12 protein-coding genes and 1 pseudogene are annotated in these 17,421 nt (G+C 67.2%); 2 read left to right on the top strand and 11 right to left on the bottom strand.

Translation table 11 applies throughout. From position 1 onward, the window contains the following. The first annotated feature begins 44 nt into the window (after positions 1 to 44). Positions 45 to 2,234 carry an anthranilate synthase gene (locus tag ABL312_RS04330; RefSeq protein ID WP_349360146.1) on the top strand — a complete coding sequence of 730 codons (2,190 nt, stop codon included), beginning with the start codon at positions 45 to 47 and terminating at the stop codon, positions 2,232 to 2,234. A 12-nt stretch (positions 2,235 to 2,246) separates the two neighbouring features. Here the strand turns inward: ABL312_RS04330 and ABL312_RS04325 are convergent, their stop codons facing one another. The 7 genes from ABL312_RS04325 to ABL312_RS04295 form a co-directional block, all read right to left on the bottom strand. Further along, complete coding sequence (locus ABL312_RS04325; RefSeq protein ID WP_349360145.1) at positions 2,247 to 2,918, bottom strand: nitroreductase; 672 nt, start codon at positions 2,916 to 2,918, stop codon at positions 2,247 to 2,249. Positions 2,919 to 3,045: 127 nt separating this feature from the next. Beyond that, positions 3,046 to 3,501 (bottom strand): RidA family protein, encoded by a 456-nt coding sequence (locus tag ABL312_RS04320; RefSeq protein ID WP_349360144.1) that lies wholly within the window; start codon positions 3,499 to 3,501, stop codon positions 3,046 to 3,048. An 18-nt stretch (positions 3,502 to 3,519) separates the two neighbouring features. Then, entirely contained in the window at positions 3,520 to 5,175 is a 1,656-nt protein-coding gene (locus ABL312_RS04315) for a benzoate-CoA ligase family protein (protein ID WP_349360143.1), read from the bottom strand. Between the two features lie 68 nt (positions 5,176 to 5,243). Continuing rightward, positions 5,244 to 6,443, bottom strand: a complete 1,200-nt coding sequence (locus ABL312_RS04310) for an acyl-CoA dehydrogenase family protein (protein ID WP_349360142.1) — start codon at positions 6,441 to 6,443, stop codon at positions 5,244 to 5,246. A gap of 11 nt (positions 6,444 to 6,454) precedes the next feature. Beyond that, a complete protein-coding gene (locus ABL312_RS04305) occupies positions 6,455 to 7,318 on the bottom strand; it encodes an enoyl-CoA hydratase family protein (protein ID WP_349360141.1) in 864 nt (287 codons plus the stop codon). After that, entirely contained in the window at positions 7,311 to 7,892 is a 582-nt protein-coding gene (locus tag ABL312_RS04300; RefSeq protein ID WP_349360140.1) for a MarR family transcriptional regulator, read from the bottom strand. The genes ABL312_RS04305 and ABL312_RS04300 overlap by 8 nt, the downstream gene beginning before the upstream one ends. 4 nt (positions 7,893 to 7,896) lie before the next feature. Further along, positions 7,897 to 8,667 (bottom strand): SDR family NAD(P)-dependent oxidoreductase, encoded by a 771-nt coding sequence (locus ABL312_RS04295; RefSeq protein WP_349360139.1) that lies wholly within the window; start codon positions 8,665 to 8,667, stop codon positions 7,897 to 7,899. Positions 8,668 to 8,937: 270 nt separating this feature from the next. Between ABL312_RS04295 and ABL312_RS04290 the strand changes: the two genes are divergently transcribed. Further along, on the top strand, positions 8,938 to 11,277 hold the full coding sequence (locus ABL312_RS04290) for a bifunctional salicylyl-CoA 5-hydroxylase/oxidoreductase (protein ID WP_349360138.1): 2,340 nt from the start codon (positions 8,938 to 8,940) through the stop codon (positions 11,275 to 11,277). Positions 11,278 to 11,323: 46 nt separating this feature from the next. On the opposite strand, the gene ABL312_RS04285 is transcribed toward ABL312_RS04290, so the two are convergent. The 4 genes and pseudogenes from ABL312_RS04285 to ilvD all read right to left on the bottom strand — a co-directional run bounded on the left by ABL312_RS04285 (position 11,324) and on the right by ilvD (position 17,331). After that, the gene (locus tag ABL312_RS04285; RefSeq protein ID WP_349360137.1) at positions 11,324 to 12,157 is read right to left on the bottom strand and encodes a sugar phosphate isomerase/epimerase family protein; all 834 of its coding nucleotides are present in this window, start codon (positions 12,155 to 12,157) and stop codon (positions 11,324 to 11,326) included. 554 nt (positions 12,158 to 12,711) lie between these two features. Beyond that, positions 12,712 to 14,271 (bottom strand): PAS domain-containing protein, encoded by a 1,560-nt coding sequence (locus ABL312_RS04280; protein ID WP_349360136.1) that lies wholly within the window; start codon positions 14,269 to 14,271, stop codon positions 12,712 to 12,714. Between the two features lie 271 nt (positions 14,272 to 14,542). After that, positions 14,543 to 15,297: pseudogene (locus ABL312_RS04275) on the bottom strand (IS5 family transposase). Positions 15,298 to 15,486: 189 nt separating this feature from the next. Then, on the bottom strand, positions 15,487 to 17,331 hold the full coding sequence (gene ilvD, locus ABL312_RS04270; RefSeq protein ID WP_349360135.1) for a dihydroxy-acid dehydratase: 1,845 nt from the start codon (positions 17,329 to 17,331) through the stop codon (positions 15,487 to 15,489). Between the last annotated feature and the right edge of the window lie 90 nt (positions 17,332 to 17,421).

Below are 17,421 nucleotides of genomic sequence, written 5' to 3'. Positions count from 1 at the left end.
CCGGGGCGGGACGACGCGGGCGGCCCGGCGGAGGACGACGAGACATGCAGACGCACAACGCGCAAGCCTTCACGACAAAGGGCGGGATCGGCATCACTGTCACCACCCGAGAGGCGGATTACGCCAAGGGGACCGGGCCGTGGATGGACCGGCTGGACGCGGAACGCGGTGCGGTGTTCTCCTCGTCCTACGAGTATCCCGGGCGCTACACGCGCTGGGACATGGCCCTGGTCAATCCGCCGCTGGTGCTGGAATCGACCGACCGCGACGTGACCGTCACCGCGCTCAACGACCGCGGCCGGGTGCTGCTGCCGGCGATTGCGGCGCATCTGGAGCCACTTGCCGAGCTGGAACATTTCGCCCGCGACGGCGACCGGCTGGAGATGCGGGTCGCCCGGCCCGGGCGCGCCTTCGCCGAGGAGGAGCGCTCGCGCCAGCCCTCGGTCTTTTCCGTGATCCGCGCCGTCAACGCGCTGTTTGCCTGCGACGACGGCCATCTCGGCCTCTATGGCGCCTTCGGCTACGATCTCGCCTTTCAGTTCGAGCCCATCGAGCTGACGCTCGAGCGCCCAGCGGACCAGCGCGACGTGGTGCTCTATCTGCCCGACGAGATCCTGCTGGTCGACCACTACGGCAAGAAGGCGCAGGTGCGCGCCTATGAGTTCGCCGTCGGCGACACATCGACGGATGGCCTGCCCCGCGCCGGGGGCGCAACCCCTTATGTTCCCGCGCAAGGCGATCCGGGGCGCGGCGATCATGCGCCGGGCGAATACGCGGAGCTGGTGCGCGCGGCCAAGGATCATTTCCGCCGGGGCGATCTGTTCGAGACGGTGCCGGGCCAGACCTTCTACGAGGCCTGTCCGGCCGCGCCCTCGGCCGTCTCGCGGCGGCTGCAGGAGATCAACCCCTCGCCCTATGGCTTCTTCATCAATCTCGGCAACGCGGAATATCTCGTCGGCGCGAGCCCGGAAATGTATGTGCGGGTGTCCGGCGGGCGCCGGGTCGAGACCTGCCCGATCTCCGGCACCATCCGGCGCGGCAAGAACGCCATCGAGGACGAGGCGCAGATCCGCAAGCTGCTGAACTCGGCCAAGGACGAAGCGGAGCTCACCATGTGCTCCGACGTCGACCGCAACGACAAGAGCCGCATCTGCGTGCCCGGCTCCGTGCGGGTCATCGGCCGCCGGCAGATCGAGATGTATTCCCTCCTCATCCACACGGTCGACCACATGGAGGGCACGCTGCGCGACGACCTCGACGCGCTCGACGCGTTCCTGTCGCACACCTGGGCGGTGACCGTGACCGGCGCGCCGAAGCGCTGGGCGATGGAGTTCATCGAGCGCCACGAGAAGAGCCCGCGCGCCTGGTACGGCGGCGCCATCGGCGCGATCCTGTTCAACGGCGACATGAACACCGGGCTGACGCTCAGGACCGTGCGCATCAAGGACGGCGTCGCGCAGATCCGGGCCGGGGCGACGCTGCTCTACGACAGCGTGCCGGAGGACGAGGAAGCCGAGACCGAGCTGAAGGCCGAGGCCATGCGCGCCGCCGTGCGCGAGGCGGGCCTGGTCCGCACCGCCACGGTCGATGCCGACACCGCCCTGCCGGGCGCCGGGCTGAAGATCCTCCTCGTCGACCACGAGGACAGCTTCGTCCACACGCTCGCCAACTACTTCCGCCAGACCGGCGCGGAGGTCGCCACCTATCGCTCGCCGGTGTCGGACGCCGTCTTCCACGACGTCGATCCGGATCTGGTGGTGCTGTCGCCCGGTCCCGGCAATCCGCGCGATTTCGACTGCGCGGCCACCATCGGCCGGGCGCGGGCGCGCAATCTGCCGATCTTCGGGGTCTGCCTCGGCCTGCAGGCGCTGGTGGAAGCACTCGGCGGCACGCTCGCCCAGCTCGACGTGCCGGTGCACGGCAAGCCCTCGCCGGTGACCTTCACGCCCGGCTCTCTGGTCTTCGACGGCCTCGCCTCCCCGGTCACGGTCGGGCGCTATCACTCGCTGCATGCGGTGCGCGACACGCTGCCGAAGGGCTTGCGCGTCACCTCGCAAACCGAGGACGGCGTGATCATGGGCGTGGAACACGAAAACGAGCCCATCGCGGCGGTGCAGTTCCACCCCGAATCGATCATGTCGCTCGATCAGGACGCCGGCCATCGCATCGTCCGGAACGTCGTGACGAAGCTGGTGGCGCGGCGCACGGTCGGGCTCGCGGCTGCGGCGGGCTGAGGCAGGGATCTTTCAGAAGCCGGCGAAACGGGTGAACGCGTCGACCGGGGCGCGTTCGGTGCGCAAGGTGTTGATCAGGGCCGTCTCGTCCATGTGCCCGAGCGCGATGGCACAAAACAGCATGTGCTCGGCCGGCGGTGCCAGATGCGCCCCGACCAGCGAATGCCATTGCGCCCAGGCCTCCTGCGCGCAGGTATGGAGCCCATGCGCCCGCGCCGCCAGCATCACGCTTTGCAGGAACATGCCGCAGTCGGCCCATTGCGGCGGGCCCATGGTGCGGTCGAGATAGACAAAGAGCCCGACCGGCGCGCCGAAAAGCTCGAAGTTCCTTCGAAACTGGCGGCCGCGCGCCGCCTTGTCGTCGCGCGTCACGCCGATGGTCGCATAGAGATCCTCGCCCGCCTTGAAACGCCGCGCCGCATAGGGCTCCTTCAGCTCGGGCGGATAGACGGCGTATTCACCCGGCTCCCCACGCGGCAGATCGGCCATCTTCGCCCTGACCGCCGCGACCAGCCGCGCCAGCGGCGCGCCGCTCAGCGCATGCACGTGCCAGGGCTGGAGATTGCCGCCCGACGGCGCGCGGGCAGCCGCCCCAAGGATCGCGCGCACGGTCTCCTCGGGCACGGGATCGGGGCGAAAGGCACGGCAGGAAAAGCGGCTGTCGAGCGCTTCGAGAACATGCATGTGGGACAGGCTCCGCAAGACGACGGACGGAACGGGACGGCGCAGGGTAGCGCGCCGTCGGGCTTGCGTCAGCCCGTCCCGGTGGCCCGTGCCGCCGGTCCATCCGGGCGGCCTGCGCCGTGGCGCGTCACTCCGGCAGGATCGCCGTGCCCTCGATCTCGACCATCGCCTCGGGCTCGACCAGGGCGAGCACCTGCACCACCGCCATGGCCGGAAAATTCTTGCCCATGACTGAGCGATAGGCGGGACCGAGATCCTTCAGGCAGGCGCGATAGGCGTCGATGTCGGTGACATACCAGGTCAGTCGCGCGATATGCTCCGGTCCGCCGCCGGCCGCGCCGACGACCGCCACGACGTTTTCCAGCGTCTGACGGATCTGCTCCACGAAATCGGACGAAAACCGCCCGTCCGGGGTCCAGCCGACCTGCCCGCCGGTGAGCACGAAGCGGCCCGACCCGGCCATGCCGTTGGCGTAGCCCCTGGGCTGGGGCCAGCCCTCGGGCAGCAGCGCGGTCAGAAGCGAGCCGGACGCGGTGTCGTTGGCGGGCGCGGTGGAGGCAGCGGTCGAAGCGGGTGTCGTCATGTGTCTGAAATCCCGTTGTCAGGAGGCGGCGCGGTGCGCGGTGTCGGAGGCGGCCGGTGCGCCGGCGGCGATCTCGCGCAGGGCGAAGCGCTGCAGCTTGCCGGTTTCGGTGCGCGGCAGCGTGTCCACGAACTCCACCGCGCGCGGATACTTGTAGGGAGCCAGTTCGGCCTTCACGTAGTCCTGCAGCTCCTTGACGAGCGCCGCGTCGCCGCGCACCCCCGGCTTGAGAACGATATAGGCCTTGACGATGCGCCCGCGGTCGGGATCGGGCGCGCCGACCACGCCGCATTCGGCGACCGCCGGATGGGCCAGAAGCGTGCTTTCCACCTCCGGACCGGCGATGTTGTAGCCCGAGGAGATGATCATGTCGTCGGAGCGCGCCTGATACCAGAAGTAGCCGTCGGCATCGCGGATGTAGGTGTCGCCGGTGACGTTCCAGCCGTCGATGACGTAGTTTTTCTGGCGATCATCCGCGAGATAGCGGCAGCCGGTCGGCCCGCGCACCGCGAGCCGGCCCGGCGTGCCGTCGGGCACCTCCGTCCCGTCGGGTCCGATCACCTTGGCCTCGTAGCCCGGCACCGGCTTGCCGGTCGCGCCGGGGCGCACCTCGTCCTCGCGCGCGGCGATGAAGATGTGGAGGAGTTCGGTCGCGCCGATGCCATCGAGGATCTTGATGCCGGTCGCCGCATACCAGTCGTCCCAGGTCGCCTTGGGCAGCGCCTCGCCCGCCGACACGCATTTGCGCAGCGACGAGAAATCCGCATCCCCCTTCTTGGCGAGGATCGCGCGATAGGCGGTCGGCGCGGTGAAGACGACGGTCGGCTTCATCGCGGGGATCGCGGCGAGCAGCTCGTCCGGGCCGGCCTTTTCGAGCAGGATCGCGGTCGCGCCGACGCGGAAGGGAAACAGCACCAGACCGCCGAGGCCGAAGGTGAAGGCGAGCGGCGGCGAGCCGATGAACACGTCGCTTTCCACCGGGCGCAGCACCTCGCGCGCATAGCAGTCACAGATCGCCAGCATGTCGCGGTGGAAATGCATGGTCGCCTTGGGTTCGCCGGTCGTGCCCGAGGTAAAACCGAGCAGGCAGACGTCGTCGGCGGCCGTGTCGCAGGGCGCGAAATCCGCCGAGGCCCGCGCCATGCGCGCCTCCAGCGTGTCCTCGCCCTCCCCGCCGCTTTCCAGGATCGTGGTGAGCCGGTCCGTCCGCTTCCGCGTGAGGTGCATTTCCTCGCGCAGCCGGTGATCGCAGATGGCGAGCGACAGCTCCGCCTTGTCGACGATCACGGCGAGCTCCTTGGCGCGCAGCAGCGGCATGGTCGCCACCACGACGCCGCCCGCCTTGAGCACCGCGAAATAGACGGCCACCATCATCGGCGAATTGGGATAGCGCAGCAGCACGCGGTTGCCCGGCTGAAGGCCGAAGTCGTCCTTGAGCACATTGGCGATGCGGTTCACCTTTTCGGCGAGCTCCGCATAGGTCCAGGTCTCATTGGGCGAGACCACCGCGCGCTTGTCGCCACGGCCTTCGGCCACGTTGCGGTCGATCAGCTCGACGGCGCAATTCAACCGCTCGGGATAGCCGAGGCGGTCGAGGTTGATGAACTCCGGCCATTGCTCCCGCGGTGGGAGATTGTCCCGGGTGAAGGTGTCGAGATGCGCTGACTGGGCCATGCGGCTCTCCTCTGGAGGCTGGAAGACGGCCGGTTGTCCGGCTCTGTAGCGTGCTCTGTGTCGTGTCGTTATTCGGCGGCTTGCGCGGTTTGCGTGCGGGCCGCGTGATCGGCGATCGCCTGACGGGCGATCACCACCTTCTGGATCTCGGTCGCGCCCTCGTAGATGCGAAGCGCGCGCACATCGCGATAAAGCTCCTCCACCTTGGTGCCGACGCGCACGCCGTGACCGCCATGCAGCTGCACCGCGCGGTCGACCACCTTCTGGGCGTTTTCCGTCGCGACCATCTTGGCGAGCGCCGCCTCGCGGGTGACGCGCGCAGCACCCGCGTCCTTGGTCCAGGCGGCGCGATAGACCAGAAGGGCCGCCGCATCGACGTCGGCGACCATGTCGGCGAGCGCGCCTTGCGTCATCTGCAGGTCGGCGAGCGGCGCGCCGAACAGCTGCCGCCGTGTCGTGTGGGCCAGGCTCTCGTCGAGCGCGCGCCGCGCGAAGCCGAGTGCGGCCGCGCCCACTGTGGAGCGGAAGATGTCGAGTGTTGCCATCGCCACCTTGAAGCCCTCGCCCGGCTTGCCGAGACGGGCGGCGACCGGCACGCGCACGCCGTCGAATCCGAGGGTCGCCAGCGGATGCGGGGCGGTCGTGTCGATGCGCTCGCGAATGGAGAAGCCGGGCGCATCCGCATCGACCACGAAGGCGGAGAGCCCGCGCGCGCCCGGCGCCTCGCCGGTGCGCGCGAACACCACATAGTGGTCGGCGATGCCGCCGTTGGAGATCCAGGTCTTTTCGCCCGTGATGCGCACATGGTCGGAGCCGTCCGGTTCGGCCACGGTGGCGAGCGCCGCGACATCGGAGCCCGCTTCCGGCTCGGACAGCGCGAAGGCGGCGATCCTCTCGCCGCGCCCCACGGGCGGCAGATAACGCGTCTGGATCTCCGGCGTGCCGTAGAGCGAGATCGAGCCGGTGCCGAGCCCCTGCATGGCGAAGGCGAAATCGGCGAGCCCTTGGTGGCGGGCGAGCGTTTCGCGCGCAATACACAGGCGGCGCACGTCGAGCCGGTCGCTCAGACCGCCATGGGCCTCAGGCACCACCGCGCGCAGGAGCCCGGCGCGCCCGAGCGCGGCGACCAGCCGACGGCAGGAGCCGTCGACGTCGTGATGGTCGACCAGATCCGCGACCTCGCGGGCCGCGAAGGCCTCGACCTCGGCGGCGAAGGCGCGGTGTCCGTCGTCGAAGAACGGCCAGTCGAGAAAGCTCGTGTCGGTCATGGCGCGGCCTCTCAATTGCCTTCGAAGACGGGCGTCTGCTTGGCGGCGAAGGCCTCGAACGCCCGGCGGTAATCCTCGGTCTTCATGCACACCGCCTGGGCGAGCGCCTCGGCCTCGATGGCCTGGTCGATCGACATGTCCCATTCCATGTGCATCATCCGCTTGGTCATGGCGTTGGCGAAGGTCGGTCCGGCCGACAGCGTGTCGGCGAGCGCGCGCGCTTCAGCGTGCACGGTGTCGGGCTCGGCCAGCCTGTTGAAGAAGCCCCAGCGCTCGGCCTCCTCGCCGCTCATCACCCGACCGGTGTAGAGAAGCTCCGACGCGCGGCCATGACCGATGATGCGCGGCAGGATCGCGCAGGCGCCCATGTCGCAGCCGGCGAGCCCCACACGGTTGAACAGGAAGGCGACCTTGGCCTTGGGCGTTCCCACCCGCAGGTCGGAGGCCATGGCGATGATCGCGCCGGCGCCGACGCACACGCCGTCGATGGCGGCGACGATCGGCTGCGGGCAGGCGCGCATCGCCTTGACCAGCTCGCCGGTCATCCTGGTGAACTGCAGCAGACCCGGCATGTCGCGCGACAGAAGCGGCTCGATGATCTCGAAGACGTCGCCGCCGGAGCAGAAATTGCCGCCCGCCCCCGCGATCACGATGGTCTTGACCTCCTCGTCGAACTGCAGCGCGCGGAAGAGGTCGCGCAATTCGGCGTAGGAGTGGAAAGTGAGCGGGTTCTTGCGCTCCGGCCGATTGAGCGTGATCGTCGCGGTCTTGCCGTCGACCTCCAGCTTGAAATGCGCCGGCGTATAGGCGCGCACCGGCGGCGTGATCGCGTAGGATTCTTGCGCGGCGGTCTCCGTCATGGACGCATCAGCCATCGTGTCTCTTCCCTTTCTCGGACGCGCGGGGCGCGCGCGCCGTCTCCCTGTCGGCGGAGGCGCGGGCCGACGCCTTGGTCCTGGCCAGCAGCGCCATCAGCGTGTCGATTTCCGTGTCATTGAGCCCGGCGAACAGGTCGGCGACCCAGTCGCCATGGGCGCGCGCCATGGTCTCGAAGCTTTCCCGCCCCTCCGGCGTGAGCGTGACCAGCGCGGAGCGGCGGTCGCCCGGCACGGGCCTGCGCTCCACCAGCCCGTCCTGCACGAGCCGCTCGACCAGCCCGGTCACATTGCCGGCCGACACCATCATGCGGCGCGACAATTCGCCGAGCGTCAGCCCGTCCGGCGTCTTCTCGAGCTGGGCCATCAGATCGAAGCGCGGCAGGGTGACGTCGAACTGCGAGCGCAGATGGGTGCGGATCTCGGTCTCGATCAGGTTGGTGCAGGTCAGCAGACGCAGCCACAGGCGCAGTTCGAGACGGTGATCGCCGCCCGCCTGCATGCGGGTTTCGGCGTCCAGCGTGTCGGACAGGGGCTGACCGGGGCCGGTGGCGGGATCGCGTGTGTCCATCATCGCCTCACATCACCTCGCCGCCGGCGACCGCCAGCGACTGCCCCGTGACCGACCGCGCGCCCCCGCCGCACAGCCAGGCCACGCAATCGGCCACCTCGTCCGGGTCGATCAGCCGCTTTTGCGGGTTGTCGCGCACCATGTCGGCGACGATCTCGTCGTCGCTGCGCCCCGTCTTTTCCCGGATGCGGGCAACGCTTTCGCGCACCAGATCGGTGTCGGCGAAGCCGGGACACACGGCATTGACCGTCACCCCGCTTTCCGCCGTCTCCAGCGCCAGCGCCCGGGTCAGCCCGACCACCGCGTGTTTGGCGGCGACATAGGCGGAGACATAGCGATAGCCCTTGAGCCCGGCGGTGGAGGCGACATTGACGATGCGCCCGCTTCCGGCCGCGATCATGCCCGGCAGAACGGCGTGACAGGCGGTTACCACGCTGTCGAGATTGACCGACAGCATGCGTGCGAACTGCTCGGGCGGCGTCTTGAGAAAGGGGGAACTCTCCGCCGATCCGGCGTTGTTGACGAGGATCTCGACCCCGCCGAGACGCTCCTCCGCCGCGCGGATCGCGCCCGTCAGGCCATCGCGGTCGGTGACGTCGGCGGCGGCGAAACCGGCCGCGCCGATCTCCTTCGCCGTCGTCTCCGCCCGCACCGCATTGCGCCCGAGGATGGTCACGCTCGCCCCTTCCGCGACGAGCCGCCGGGCGATGGCCACGCCGATGCCGCGCGTGCCCCCGGTTACCAGTGCATGCCGCCCGTGGAACGGACCCTGTGCCATCGTCTCACCCCCTGTCCCTGTCGGTCATGGCTCGCCGGACAATTTACCCCTTGAGCGTCCTCGACGGGAGATCGGCATTGCGCGTCGAATTATTTTAAGCTTAAAATATCTCCACGACGGACGCAAGCGTCGACGCGATCATCGCCGGCAGGGTCATCATCCCGAGACCGACCGGCACGAGGATCACCGTCACGCGGGACCATCGTCACGAGGGACGAGGGCGCCGAACCGGCGGCAAGGCCGGGGCGCGAACGAGGGAAGGATCAGGTCATGCGTATCGAGGTTATCGGCGGCGGCCCGGCGGGCCTGTATTTCGCCATCCTGATGAAGAAGGCGCAGCCCGATGCGCGCATCACCGTGCACGAACGCAACCGACCGGACGACACCTTCGGCTTCGGCGTCGTCTTCTCCGACCAGACGCTGGAGACCTTCGAGAAGTACGATCCGGAGAGCTATCGCGCGATCACCGAGAATTTCGCCTATTGGGACGACATCGCGATCCACTACAAGGACGAGGTGTTTCGCATCGGCGGCAACGGCTTTTGCGGCTGCTCCCGACGCACCCTGCTCCTCCTGCTGCAGGATCGCGCCCGCGATCTCGGCATCGAGATGAATTTCCAGGCGGAGATCGCCGGCATCGAGCAGTTCCCCGACGCCGACCTCATCGTCGCCGCCGACGGCATCAATTCCGCCGTGCGCGAGGCCCATCGCGATCACTTCCAGCCGAGCGTCGATCTGAGGCCCAACAAGTTCACCTGGATGGGCTCCACCAAGCCGCTCGATGCCTTCACCTTCTACTTCAAGGAAACCGAGCACGGCATCTTCATCGCCCATACCTATCAGTACGAGCCGGGGCTTTCGACCTGGGTGCTGGAGACCGATCCGGAGACCTTCGACAAGGCCGGACTGGCGGACATGAGCGAGCAGGAATCGGCGGATTTCCTGGAACAGGTCTTCGCCGAGGAACTCGACGGCCACAAGCTGCTGATCAACCGCTCCATGTGGCGGAACTTCCCGATGATCCGCAACGCGCGCACCACCATGGACAACGTGGTGCTGCTGGGCGACGCCAAGTCGACCGCGCATTTCTCCATCGGCTCGGGCACCAAGCTCGCGATGGAAGATGCCATCGCGCTCTACGAGAGCTTCCGGCGCACGCAAGACGTGGCGGGCGCCCTCGCCGACTTCGAGGACACCCGGCGCGAGGAAGTGGAAAAGACCCAGCACGCGGCGGATGTCTCGCTCGTCTGGTTCGAGCACGTGAAGCGCTACTGGCACATGGACCCGGTGACCTTCGCCTTCGGGGTGATGACCCGCTCCAAGGCGATCACCTATGACAATCTGGAGCTGCGCGCGCCGGATTTCGTCGCCAAGGCCACCCGCGCCTTCGCCGAAAAGGTGCGCGCCTCCGGCCTCGACGTCGATGTGGAGACGCCAACCGTGCCGGCCTTCCAGCCCTTCAAGCTGCGCGAGATGCGGCTCGACAACCGCTTCGTCGTCTCGCCCATGTGCATGTATTCCGCCGTCGACGGCGTGCCGCAGGATTTCCATCTGGTGCACTACGGATCGCGCGCCATGGGCGGGGCGGGTCTCGTCTTCACCGAAATGACCTGCGTGTCGCCGACCGCGCGGATCACGCCCGGCTGCACCGGGCTTTGGGACGACGATCAGGAAGCCGCCTGGAGCCGCATCGTCGACTTCGTGCACGGCCAGTCGGCCGCGAAGATCTGCCTGCAGCTCGGCCACGCCGGGCGCAAGGGCGCCTCGAAGCTGATGTGGGAGGGCATGGACCGGCCGCTGCCCGCCGACGAGGCCTGGCCGATCCTGGCCGCCTCGCCGCTCCCCTACTACCCCGAAAGCCAGGTGCCGAAGGAAATGGACCGCGCCGACATGGACGCGGTGAAGGCCGACTTCGTGGCAAGCGTCAAACGGGCCATCCGCTGCGGCTTCGACATGATCGAACTGCATTGTGCCCACGGCTATCTGCTGGCGAGTTTCCTGTCGCCGGTCACCAACCGGCGCGACGATGCCTATGGCGGCTCGATCGAGAACCGGCTGCGCTTCCCGCTGGAGGTGTTCGAGGCGATGCGGGAGGTGTGGCCGGCGGACAAGCCGATGTCGGTGCGCCTGTCGGCGACCGACTGGATCGAGGGCGGCATCACCGGCGACGACACGGTGGTGATCGCGCGCGCCTTCGCCGAGGCTGGCGCCGACCTGATCGACGTGTCGACGGGACAGACGAGCCCGGAATCGAGCCCGGTCTACGGCCGCATGTTCCAGACGCCGTTTGCCGACCAGATCCGCAACGAGGGCGGGCTTGCCACCATGGCGGTCGGGGCGATCACCTCGGCCGATCAGGCCAATACGATCCTGGCGGCGGGGCGCGCCGACCTGATCGCGCTCGGGCGCCCGCATCTCGCCGATCCGGCCTTCACCTTGCGCGCGGCCGGCGACTATGGCGTGGGCGACGTCTTCGCGCCGAAGCAGTATCAGCCGGGCAAGGTCCAGTTGCTGCGCAACGCGGAGCGGGCGCGCGAGGAGCTGAAGGACCTGAAGCTCAAGGCCAAGCCGAAGACGCACAACCCGGCCTTCAGGGAAGCGGCCGAATAGGACCGGCCGCCGGCGCGGACATCTCCGCGCCGGTCGCCCCCTCGGATCAGATCGCGAGGCCGTGGTCGGAGAGGTATCTGGCGCCGCGCCGGATCTGACCCTTGTCGAAGAGTTCAAGGATCAGGCGCGGGCGTTCGCAATGCTCGGCAAGCGCGGCGAAAAGCGGCTTCCACAGAACCGTGCCGTCGCCCGGCGCCCAGTGCCGGTCGGCATAGCCGTCCGCATCCTGCAGATGCACATGGGCGAGCCGCTTGCCGGCCGCGCGCACATGGTAGTCGACCGGGCGTCCGCCGGTCGCGACATGGGCGTAGTGCGCATGGCCGGTGTCGAGCGACACCGCCACGTGATCGCTGCCGAAGGCGTCGGCCAGCGCGATGCGGTCGCCCGGTTCCTTGTCCTCGACGTTTTCGATCACCAGCGTGCAGCCGATTTCCTCGGCCCGCGCGACGACGGGGGCGAGCGTGTCCCGCGTCGAGCCCACGATCCACTCGCGGCTGCCGACGAAATACGGCGCATTCGCATAGTCCCAGGTGGTGAACGGGCTGTGCAGCACCATATGCGTCGCGCCGAGTTCGGCGCAGACCTCCAGCGCCTGCAGCATCCGATCCTGAACGACCTTGCGGATCGCCGGATCGCTCGCCGCGATCGGCAGGTTCCAGAAGGGTCCGTGGATGCCGATCCGCCCTTCGTGTCCGTCCAGCAGATCGCGGTAGCGCGCCACCACGGATCGCCAGTCGCCGGTCAGCGCCTCGGCGCCGATGAAATCCTGCAACTCGAGATCCCGGTGATGTTCCATCACCCAGTCGAGCAGGTCCGGCAGGTGGTCGAGCGTGAGTGCGGCCCCGAGGACCGGCAGCGTAGCGTCGGGCGTCGTCGTCATTCTGTTTCAAACCTCGAATTTCTGCGCTCGGAAGTTGGCAAGCGTCGTGTCGCCGTCACCCTTCCTTTTCGCCAGCTTGACGTGACAGGCGGATGTCCGGCGCCGGAAAACAGGAATCGGACACGGCGGTCCCCAGGCAGCGCCGTCGCCCCCTACTGCGTCTCGACGGAAATGCCCTCGTCGCCGACCTGGATGAATGATGCCGGAGGTCTGTTGCCGGTGCTGATAGACCTTGCAACCGAGAACGCCGCCGCAACGGCGAGGACAATGATGATCAAATACAATCAGTCCCGTTTCACCGGACATTCCTTTCAATTGGCATCACGGGTTCGCTCACGCCATGCCCTGACCCGATACGCCATGGTCAGTCAACACTCTGATCCCGATGCAGCTGGCGGTGGGCAGACGGTAGTCTTCTTACCGGCCAAAGGCAAAACGGCGTCCCGCAAAGCGGGTTCGGCAGTGTCCGCTCGCAGATGCCCAATACTCATGCAAACGGAAACGGGCGGCCAAGAGCCGCCCGTTTGCTTTCGAGACAGGAGATGTCAACGCCCTCAGGCCGCGCCTGCCCTGGCGAGGCTTTCCAGGCTCTTCTGAATCTCACCGGTCGTGTGACTGATCGTGCCCTTGATCTGCGCGGTCTGCTCCGACAGGGTCTTGATGCTCTGCGCGATATCCCGCGTGGCACTGTCCTGCTGTGACACGGATTGAGTGATCTCGGCCGCAATGTTCTGCGCACTCGTCGTCACGGAAGTGATGCTCTGGATCGCCTCCACGGCACTGCGCGCCTGGGCTTGCACATTGTCGATCTGCTGCGCGATTTCCTTGGTCGCGTTGCTCGACTGGCTCGCAAGCTGCTTGACCTCATTCGCCACGACCGCGAACCCCTTGCCGGCTTCGCCGGCCCGGGCCGCCTCGATGGTGGCGTTCAGCGCCAGCAGATTGGTCTGCGCGGCTATGCCGTCGATGAGCTTGAGTACGTCCACAATGCCGCTGATATCCGAGACCAGCGCATCGACCTTGTTTGCCGTGACATCCGCATGTTCCGACGCCTTGGACGCGGCATCGGCCGACAAGCCCACCTGCCGGTTAATCTCGCCGATCGAGTAGGAAAGCTCTTCCGTGGCACTGGCGATGCCCTGAACGTCATCCGCGGTTCTGCCGATCGCACTTTCCATGTCCCTGCTGAGACCTTCGGTCAGTTCGGACATCCTGTCCTGAAGCTGCAGCTTACGGCCAGCCTCGAGCTCCGCCTCCTTCATGACGTGGATGTCGATCAGCGACCCGCAAGCGCGCAACGGCACACCCGACGAATCCCGGGACACCCCCCCGACGGCGCGGAACCAGCGGTATTCACCGGATTTCAGCTTGAGCCGATAGGTGACGTCATAGCCGGTGCGGCCGGATCGGTCCGACATGCAGGCGTTGAACGCATCGAAGGTCGGGCCGGCATCCTCGGGATGCAGGCGGTCTGCCCAGGATCCGACCACATCCGGGAAGCCGATCGTGTCGTCGGGATCGAAACCGCAAAGACGCCTGAATTCCGGCGACCAGCTCCACCGGCTCCGGGGGCCCACCGCGTCACCATCGACGATGATCGCATCCCAAAGCCCAACGCCCGCATACCGGTCGAGAAGGTTGGATCGTTCCGCCGACGACGTCTGTTCGTGAACGTCGATGAGCGCGCCACAGGCGCGTTCGGCGATACCATCCCGGTTGCGCTTGACACCTCCGATCGCCCGGAACCAGCGGTACTCGCCGCTCTTGAGCCTGAGCCGATACAAGACATCATACCCGGTCTTGCCGGAGCGGTCGGCAAGGCAGGCGCCAAAAGCATCGAACGTCGGCTCGACATCCTCGGGATGCAAGCGGTCTGCCCAGGATCCGACCACATCCGGGAACCCGGCCGTGTCCTCCGGATCAAACCCGCAGAGACGGCGAAATTCATGCGACCAGCTCCACCGGCTTTGACGATGCATCGGGTCGCCGTCGACCAGATGCGCATCCCACAGACCGACACCACTGTGTCGGCTGAGCAGGTTCCAGAGTTCCTCAACCCCCGCGTCCGCACCCGAACGACCACCTAAAACCTGGTCCATGAACCCAGTTTTCATCGCACCTATCCCACTCTGGAAGCACACAACACGACGCCGCAAAAACCGGCTTGTCCGGTTATGTCATTCGTATGATTGGAATGTAAAAAATCGTTTAAGCAGATAGAATTACAATTTCTCATTGATCTTTTATGCGATACAATCAACGTGTTTTCTTAATTTACTACAGCATCTTCAATAAAACCACCCAGAAATACATATACCCACCGGGAGCCGGTGCCCGGAGCGCGAATCATCGCGTATTTGGATTTGCTGACGCTCGGCAGCGGACTCACGACGTTTCAATCCAGATGCGGAGTGCGGCACGTTTGATAGCTGCGAGGTGGTTGGCAGGACGGCGGTCATGGCGGGTCGCGATACCGCGCATCTGCTTGAGTTGCTGGAAGAAGCGCTCGACCGGCTTGCTTGACGATAAACCCGGCGACTGAAGCCGAAGATGCCTTTGCGAGTGATCCGTAGCGGAATGTTTGCCCAGCCACAACGCGCGGCCACGAAGGCCCGGATGCCGTCGGTATCGCAGGCCCTTTCCGCCAGCACAGTTGCACCCCTCGACACCGTTTCCAGCACCTTGGTGGCCGCGGGCGCGGCGCCGGCCTGTCCGGCGGTGAGTTCGATCCGCGCCGGGCGGCCTGCGGCATGAACGAGCAGGTGGATCTTGATCGCCAGCCCGCCGCGGGACTGTCCCATGCACGGATCAGCAGAGCCCCTTTTTGCGCCGGCACCATGCCGGTGGACGCGGACGCAGGAGCTGTCGATCATCACGATGTCGCCGTTGCAAGCCTCAGACACCGCGTCCAGAAGCCCGTCCCGGACGCCTGGTGCCCGCCATCGGCAAAACCGATTATAGAGCGTCGCGCGCGGGCGGTAGCACTCCGGTACGTCGCGCCGGGATGAGCCGGTGGGAAATCACCAGAGGATCCCGTTGACCACCCGACGATCATCGACACGCTTCACGCCCCGGCCCCAGCGCGGCAAAAGCCGTTCGATGATCGACCATTCCTTATTGCTCAACTCGTGACGGCGCATGGCAACCTCCTCCTCAAGGAGGCCGAATCAAATCTCACGCCTCAACGGAACCCGTTTCCGGGAACACGCCCTAGAGGGCGGTCCCGGCATCGGAGCCCGCATGCCCGCTGCCGACGAGCAGGACGGAAAAAGGCGGGCTCACCGAACCCGCCAGCCGTCTCGTCTCTGGATCGAACCGCCTGCCCGGTCTCAATCGACCTTGCGCACCGCGCCTTCCGCGGCGGAGGTCGTGAGCATCGCATAGGCCTTGAGCGCGGCGGTCACCTTGCGCTTGCGCGTTTCCGCGGGCTTCCAGGCATCCGCGCCCTTCGCCTCCATCTCCGCCCGGCGGCGCGTCATCTCCTCGTCGGAAATCGCGAGATGGATGGTGCGGGCGGGAATGTCGATCTCCAGCCGGTCGCCTTCCTGCGCGAGGCCGATGGCGCCGCCTTCCGCCGCTTCCGGCGAGACATGGCCGATGGACAGGCCCGAGGTGCCGCCGGAAAACCGCCCGTCGGTGACCAGCGCACAGGCCGCGCCGAGCCCCTTCGACTTCAGGTAGCTGGTGGGATAGAGCATTTCCTGCATGCCGGGGCCGCCGCGCGGGCCCTCGTAGCGGATCAGCACCACGTCGCCGGCGACGATCTTGTTGGTCAGGATCGCGCTCACGGCGCTGTCCTGGCTCTCGAAGATGCGCACGCGGCCGGTGAACTTCAGAATGGACTCGTCGACGCCCGCCGTCTTCACGATGCAGCCGTCCTCGGCGATGTTGCCGTAGAGCACGGCGAGCCCGCCATCCTGCGAGAAGGCATGCTCGCGGGCACGGATGACACCGGCCTCGCGGTCGTCATCGACGCTGTCGTAGCGGCAATCCTGCGAAAACGCGGTCTGCGAGGGCACGCCGGCGGGGCCTGCGCGGAAGAAGTCGCGCGCCGTCTGGCTGTCGGTGCGCTTGATGTCCCAGCGCTCGAGCGCATGGGCGACGGAGGGCGCATGCACCATCGGCAGCGAGGTGTCGATCAGCCCGGCGCGGTCGAGCTCGCCGAGAATGCCCATGATGCCCCCGGCGCGGTGAACGTCCTCCATGTGCACATCCGGCACGGAGGGCGCGACCTTGCACAGGACCGGCACCTTGCGCGACAGCTTGTCGATGTCGGACATGTCGAAGTCGATGCCGCCTTCGCGCGCGGCGGCGAGCAGATGCAGCACCGTGTTGGTCGACCCGCCCATGGCGATGTCGAGCGCCATGGCGTTGTGGAACGCCTGACGGCTGGCGATCTCGCGCGGCAGCACGGACATGTCGTCCTGCTCATAGTGGCGGCGGGTGATGTCGACGATCAGGTGCCCGGCCTCGACGAAGAGGCGGCGGCGGTCGGCATGGGTCGCCAGCGTCGAGCCGTTGCCGGGCAGCGACAGGCCGAGCGCCTCGGTCAGGCAGTTCATGGAGTTGGCCGTGAACATGCCCGAGCAGGACCCGCAGGTCGGACAGGCGGAGCGCTCGATGGCGGTGACGTCCTCGTCGGACATGCGGTCGTCGGCGGCCGCGACCATGGCATCCACCAGATCGAGCGCGCGCTCGGTGCCGTCGGCGAGCTTCACCTTGCCCGCCTCCATCGGTCCGCCGGAGACGAAGACGGCCGGGATGTTCAGCCGCATGGCCGCCATCAGCATGCCCGGCGTGATCTTGTCGCAATTGGAGATGCAGACCATGGCGTCCGCGCAATGGGCGTTGACCATGTACTCCACGCTGTCGGCGATGATCTCGCGCGAGGGCAGCGAATAGAGCATGCCGTCGTGGCCCATGGCGATGCCGTCGTCCACCGCGATGGTGTTGAATTCCTTGGCGACGCCGCCGGCCGCCTCGATCTCGCGGGCGACAAGCTGGCCCAGGTCCTTCAGGTGCACATGCCCCGGCACGAACTGGGTGAAGGAATTGACCACCGCGATGATCGGCTTGCCGAAGTCGGAATCGGTCATGCCGGTGGCCCGCCACAGGCCGCGCGCGCCGGCCATGTTGCGGCCGTGAGTGGTGGTTCTGGAGCGATAAGCCGGCATGAGCGCCTCGACGGTTTGGTGAAAGTCGGTGTCAGACGGTGACTAAATCGTCGACCATCGAAAGGCAAGGCCGCGCGGCGTGCCCACCCG

The organism is Stappia sp. (assembly GCF_040110915.1).
In the GTDB taxonomy this organism is placed as follows: domain Bacteria; phylum Pseudomonadota; class Alphaproteobacteria; order Rhizobiales; family Stappiaceae; genus Stappia.
This window is presented reverse-complemented; position numbering and strand designations above follow the sequence as displayed.

Excerpts from the sequence above, each read along its gene's own strand:
- ABL312_RS04305 (WP_349360141.1), bottom strand. The coding sequence starts at position 7,318 with ATGGCTGATGCGTCCATGACGGAGACCGCCGCGCAAGAATCCTACGCG.
- ilvD (WP_349360135.1), bottom strand. The coding sequence starts at position 17,331 with ATGCCGGCTTATCGCTCCAGAACCACCACTCACGGCCGCAACATGGCC.
- ABL312_RS04280 (WP_349360136.1), bottom strand. The coding sequence starts at position 14,271 with ATGAAAACTGGGTTCATGGACCAGGTTTTAGGTGGTCGTTCGGGTGCG.
- ABL312_RS04300 (WP_349360140.1), bottom strand. The coding sequence starts at position 7,892 with ATGATGGACACACGCGATCCCGCCACCGGCCCCGGTCAGCCCCTGTCC.
- ABL312_RS04320 (WP_349360144.1), bottom strand. The coding sequence starts at position 3,501 with ATGACGACACCCGCTTCGACCGCTGCCTCCACCGCGCCCGCCAACGAC.
- ABL312_RS04330 (WP_349360146.1), top strand. The coding sequence starts at position 45 with ATGCAGACGCACAACGCGCAAGCCTTCACGACAAAGGGCGGGATCGGC.
- ABL312_RS04285 (WP_349360137.1), bottom strand. The coding sequence starts at position 12,157 with ATGACGACGACGCCCGACGCTACGCTGCCGGTCCTCGGGGCCGCACTC.
- ABL312_RS04325 (WP_349360145.1), bottom strand. The coding sequence starts at position 2,918 with ATGCATGTTCTCGAAGCGCTCGACAGCCGCTTTTCCTGCCGTGCCTTT.
- ABL312_RS04295 (WP_349360139.1), bottom strand. The coding sequence starts at position 8,667 with ATGGCACAGGGTCCGTTCCACGGGCGGCATGCACTGGTAACCGGGGGC.
- ABL312_RS04310 (WP_349360142.1), bottom strand. The coding sequence starts at position 6,443 with ATGACCGACACGAGCTTTCTCGACTGGCCGTTCTTCGACGACGGACAC.
- ABL312_RS04290 (WP_349360138.1), top strand. The coding sequence starts at position 8,938 with ATGCGTATCGAGGTTATCGGCGGCGGCCCGGCGGGCCTGTATTTCGCC.
- ABL312_RS04315 (WP_349360143.1), bottom strand. The coding sequence starts at position 5,175 with ATGGCCCAGTCAGCGCATCTCGACACCTTCACCCGGGACAATCTCCCA.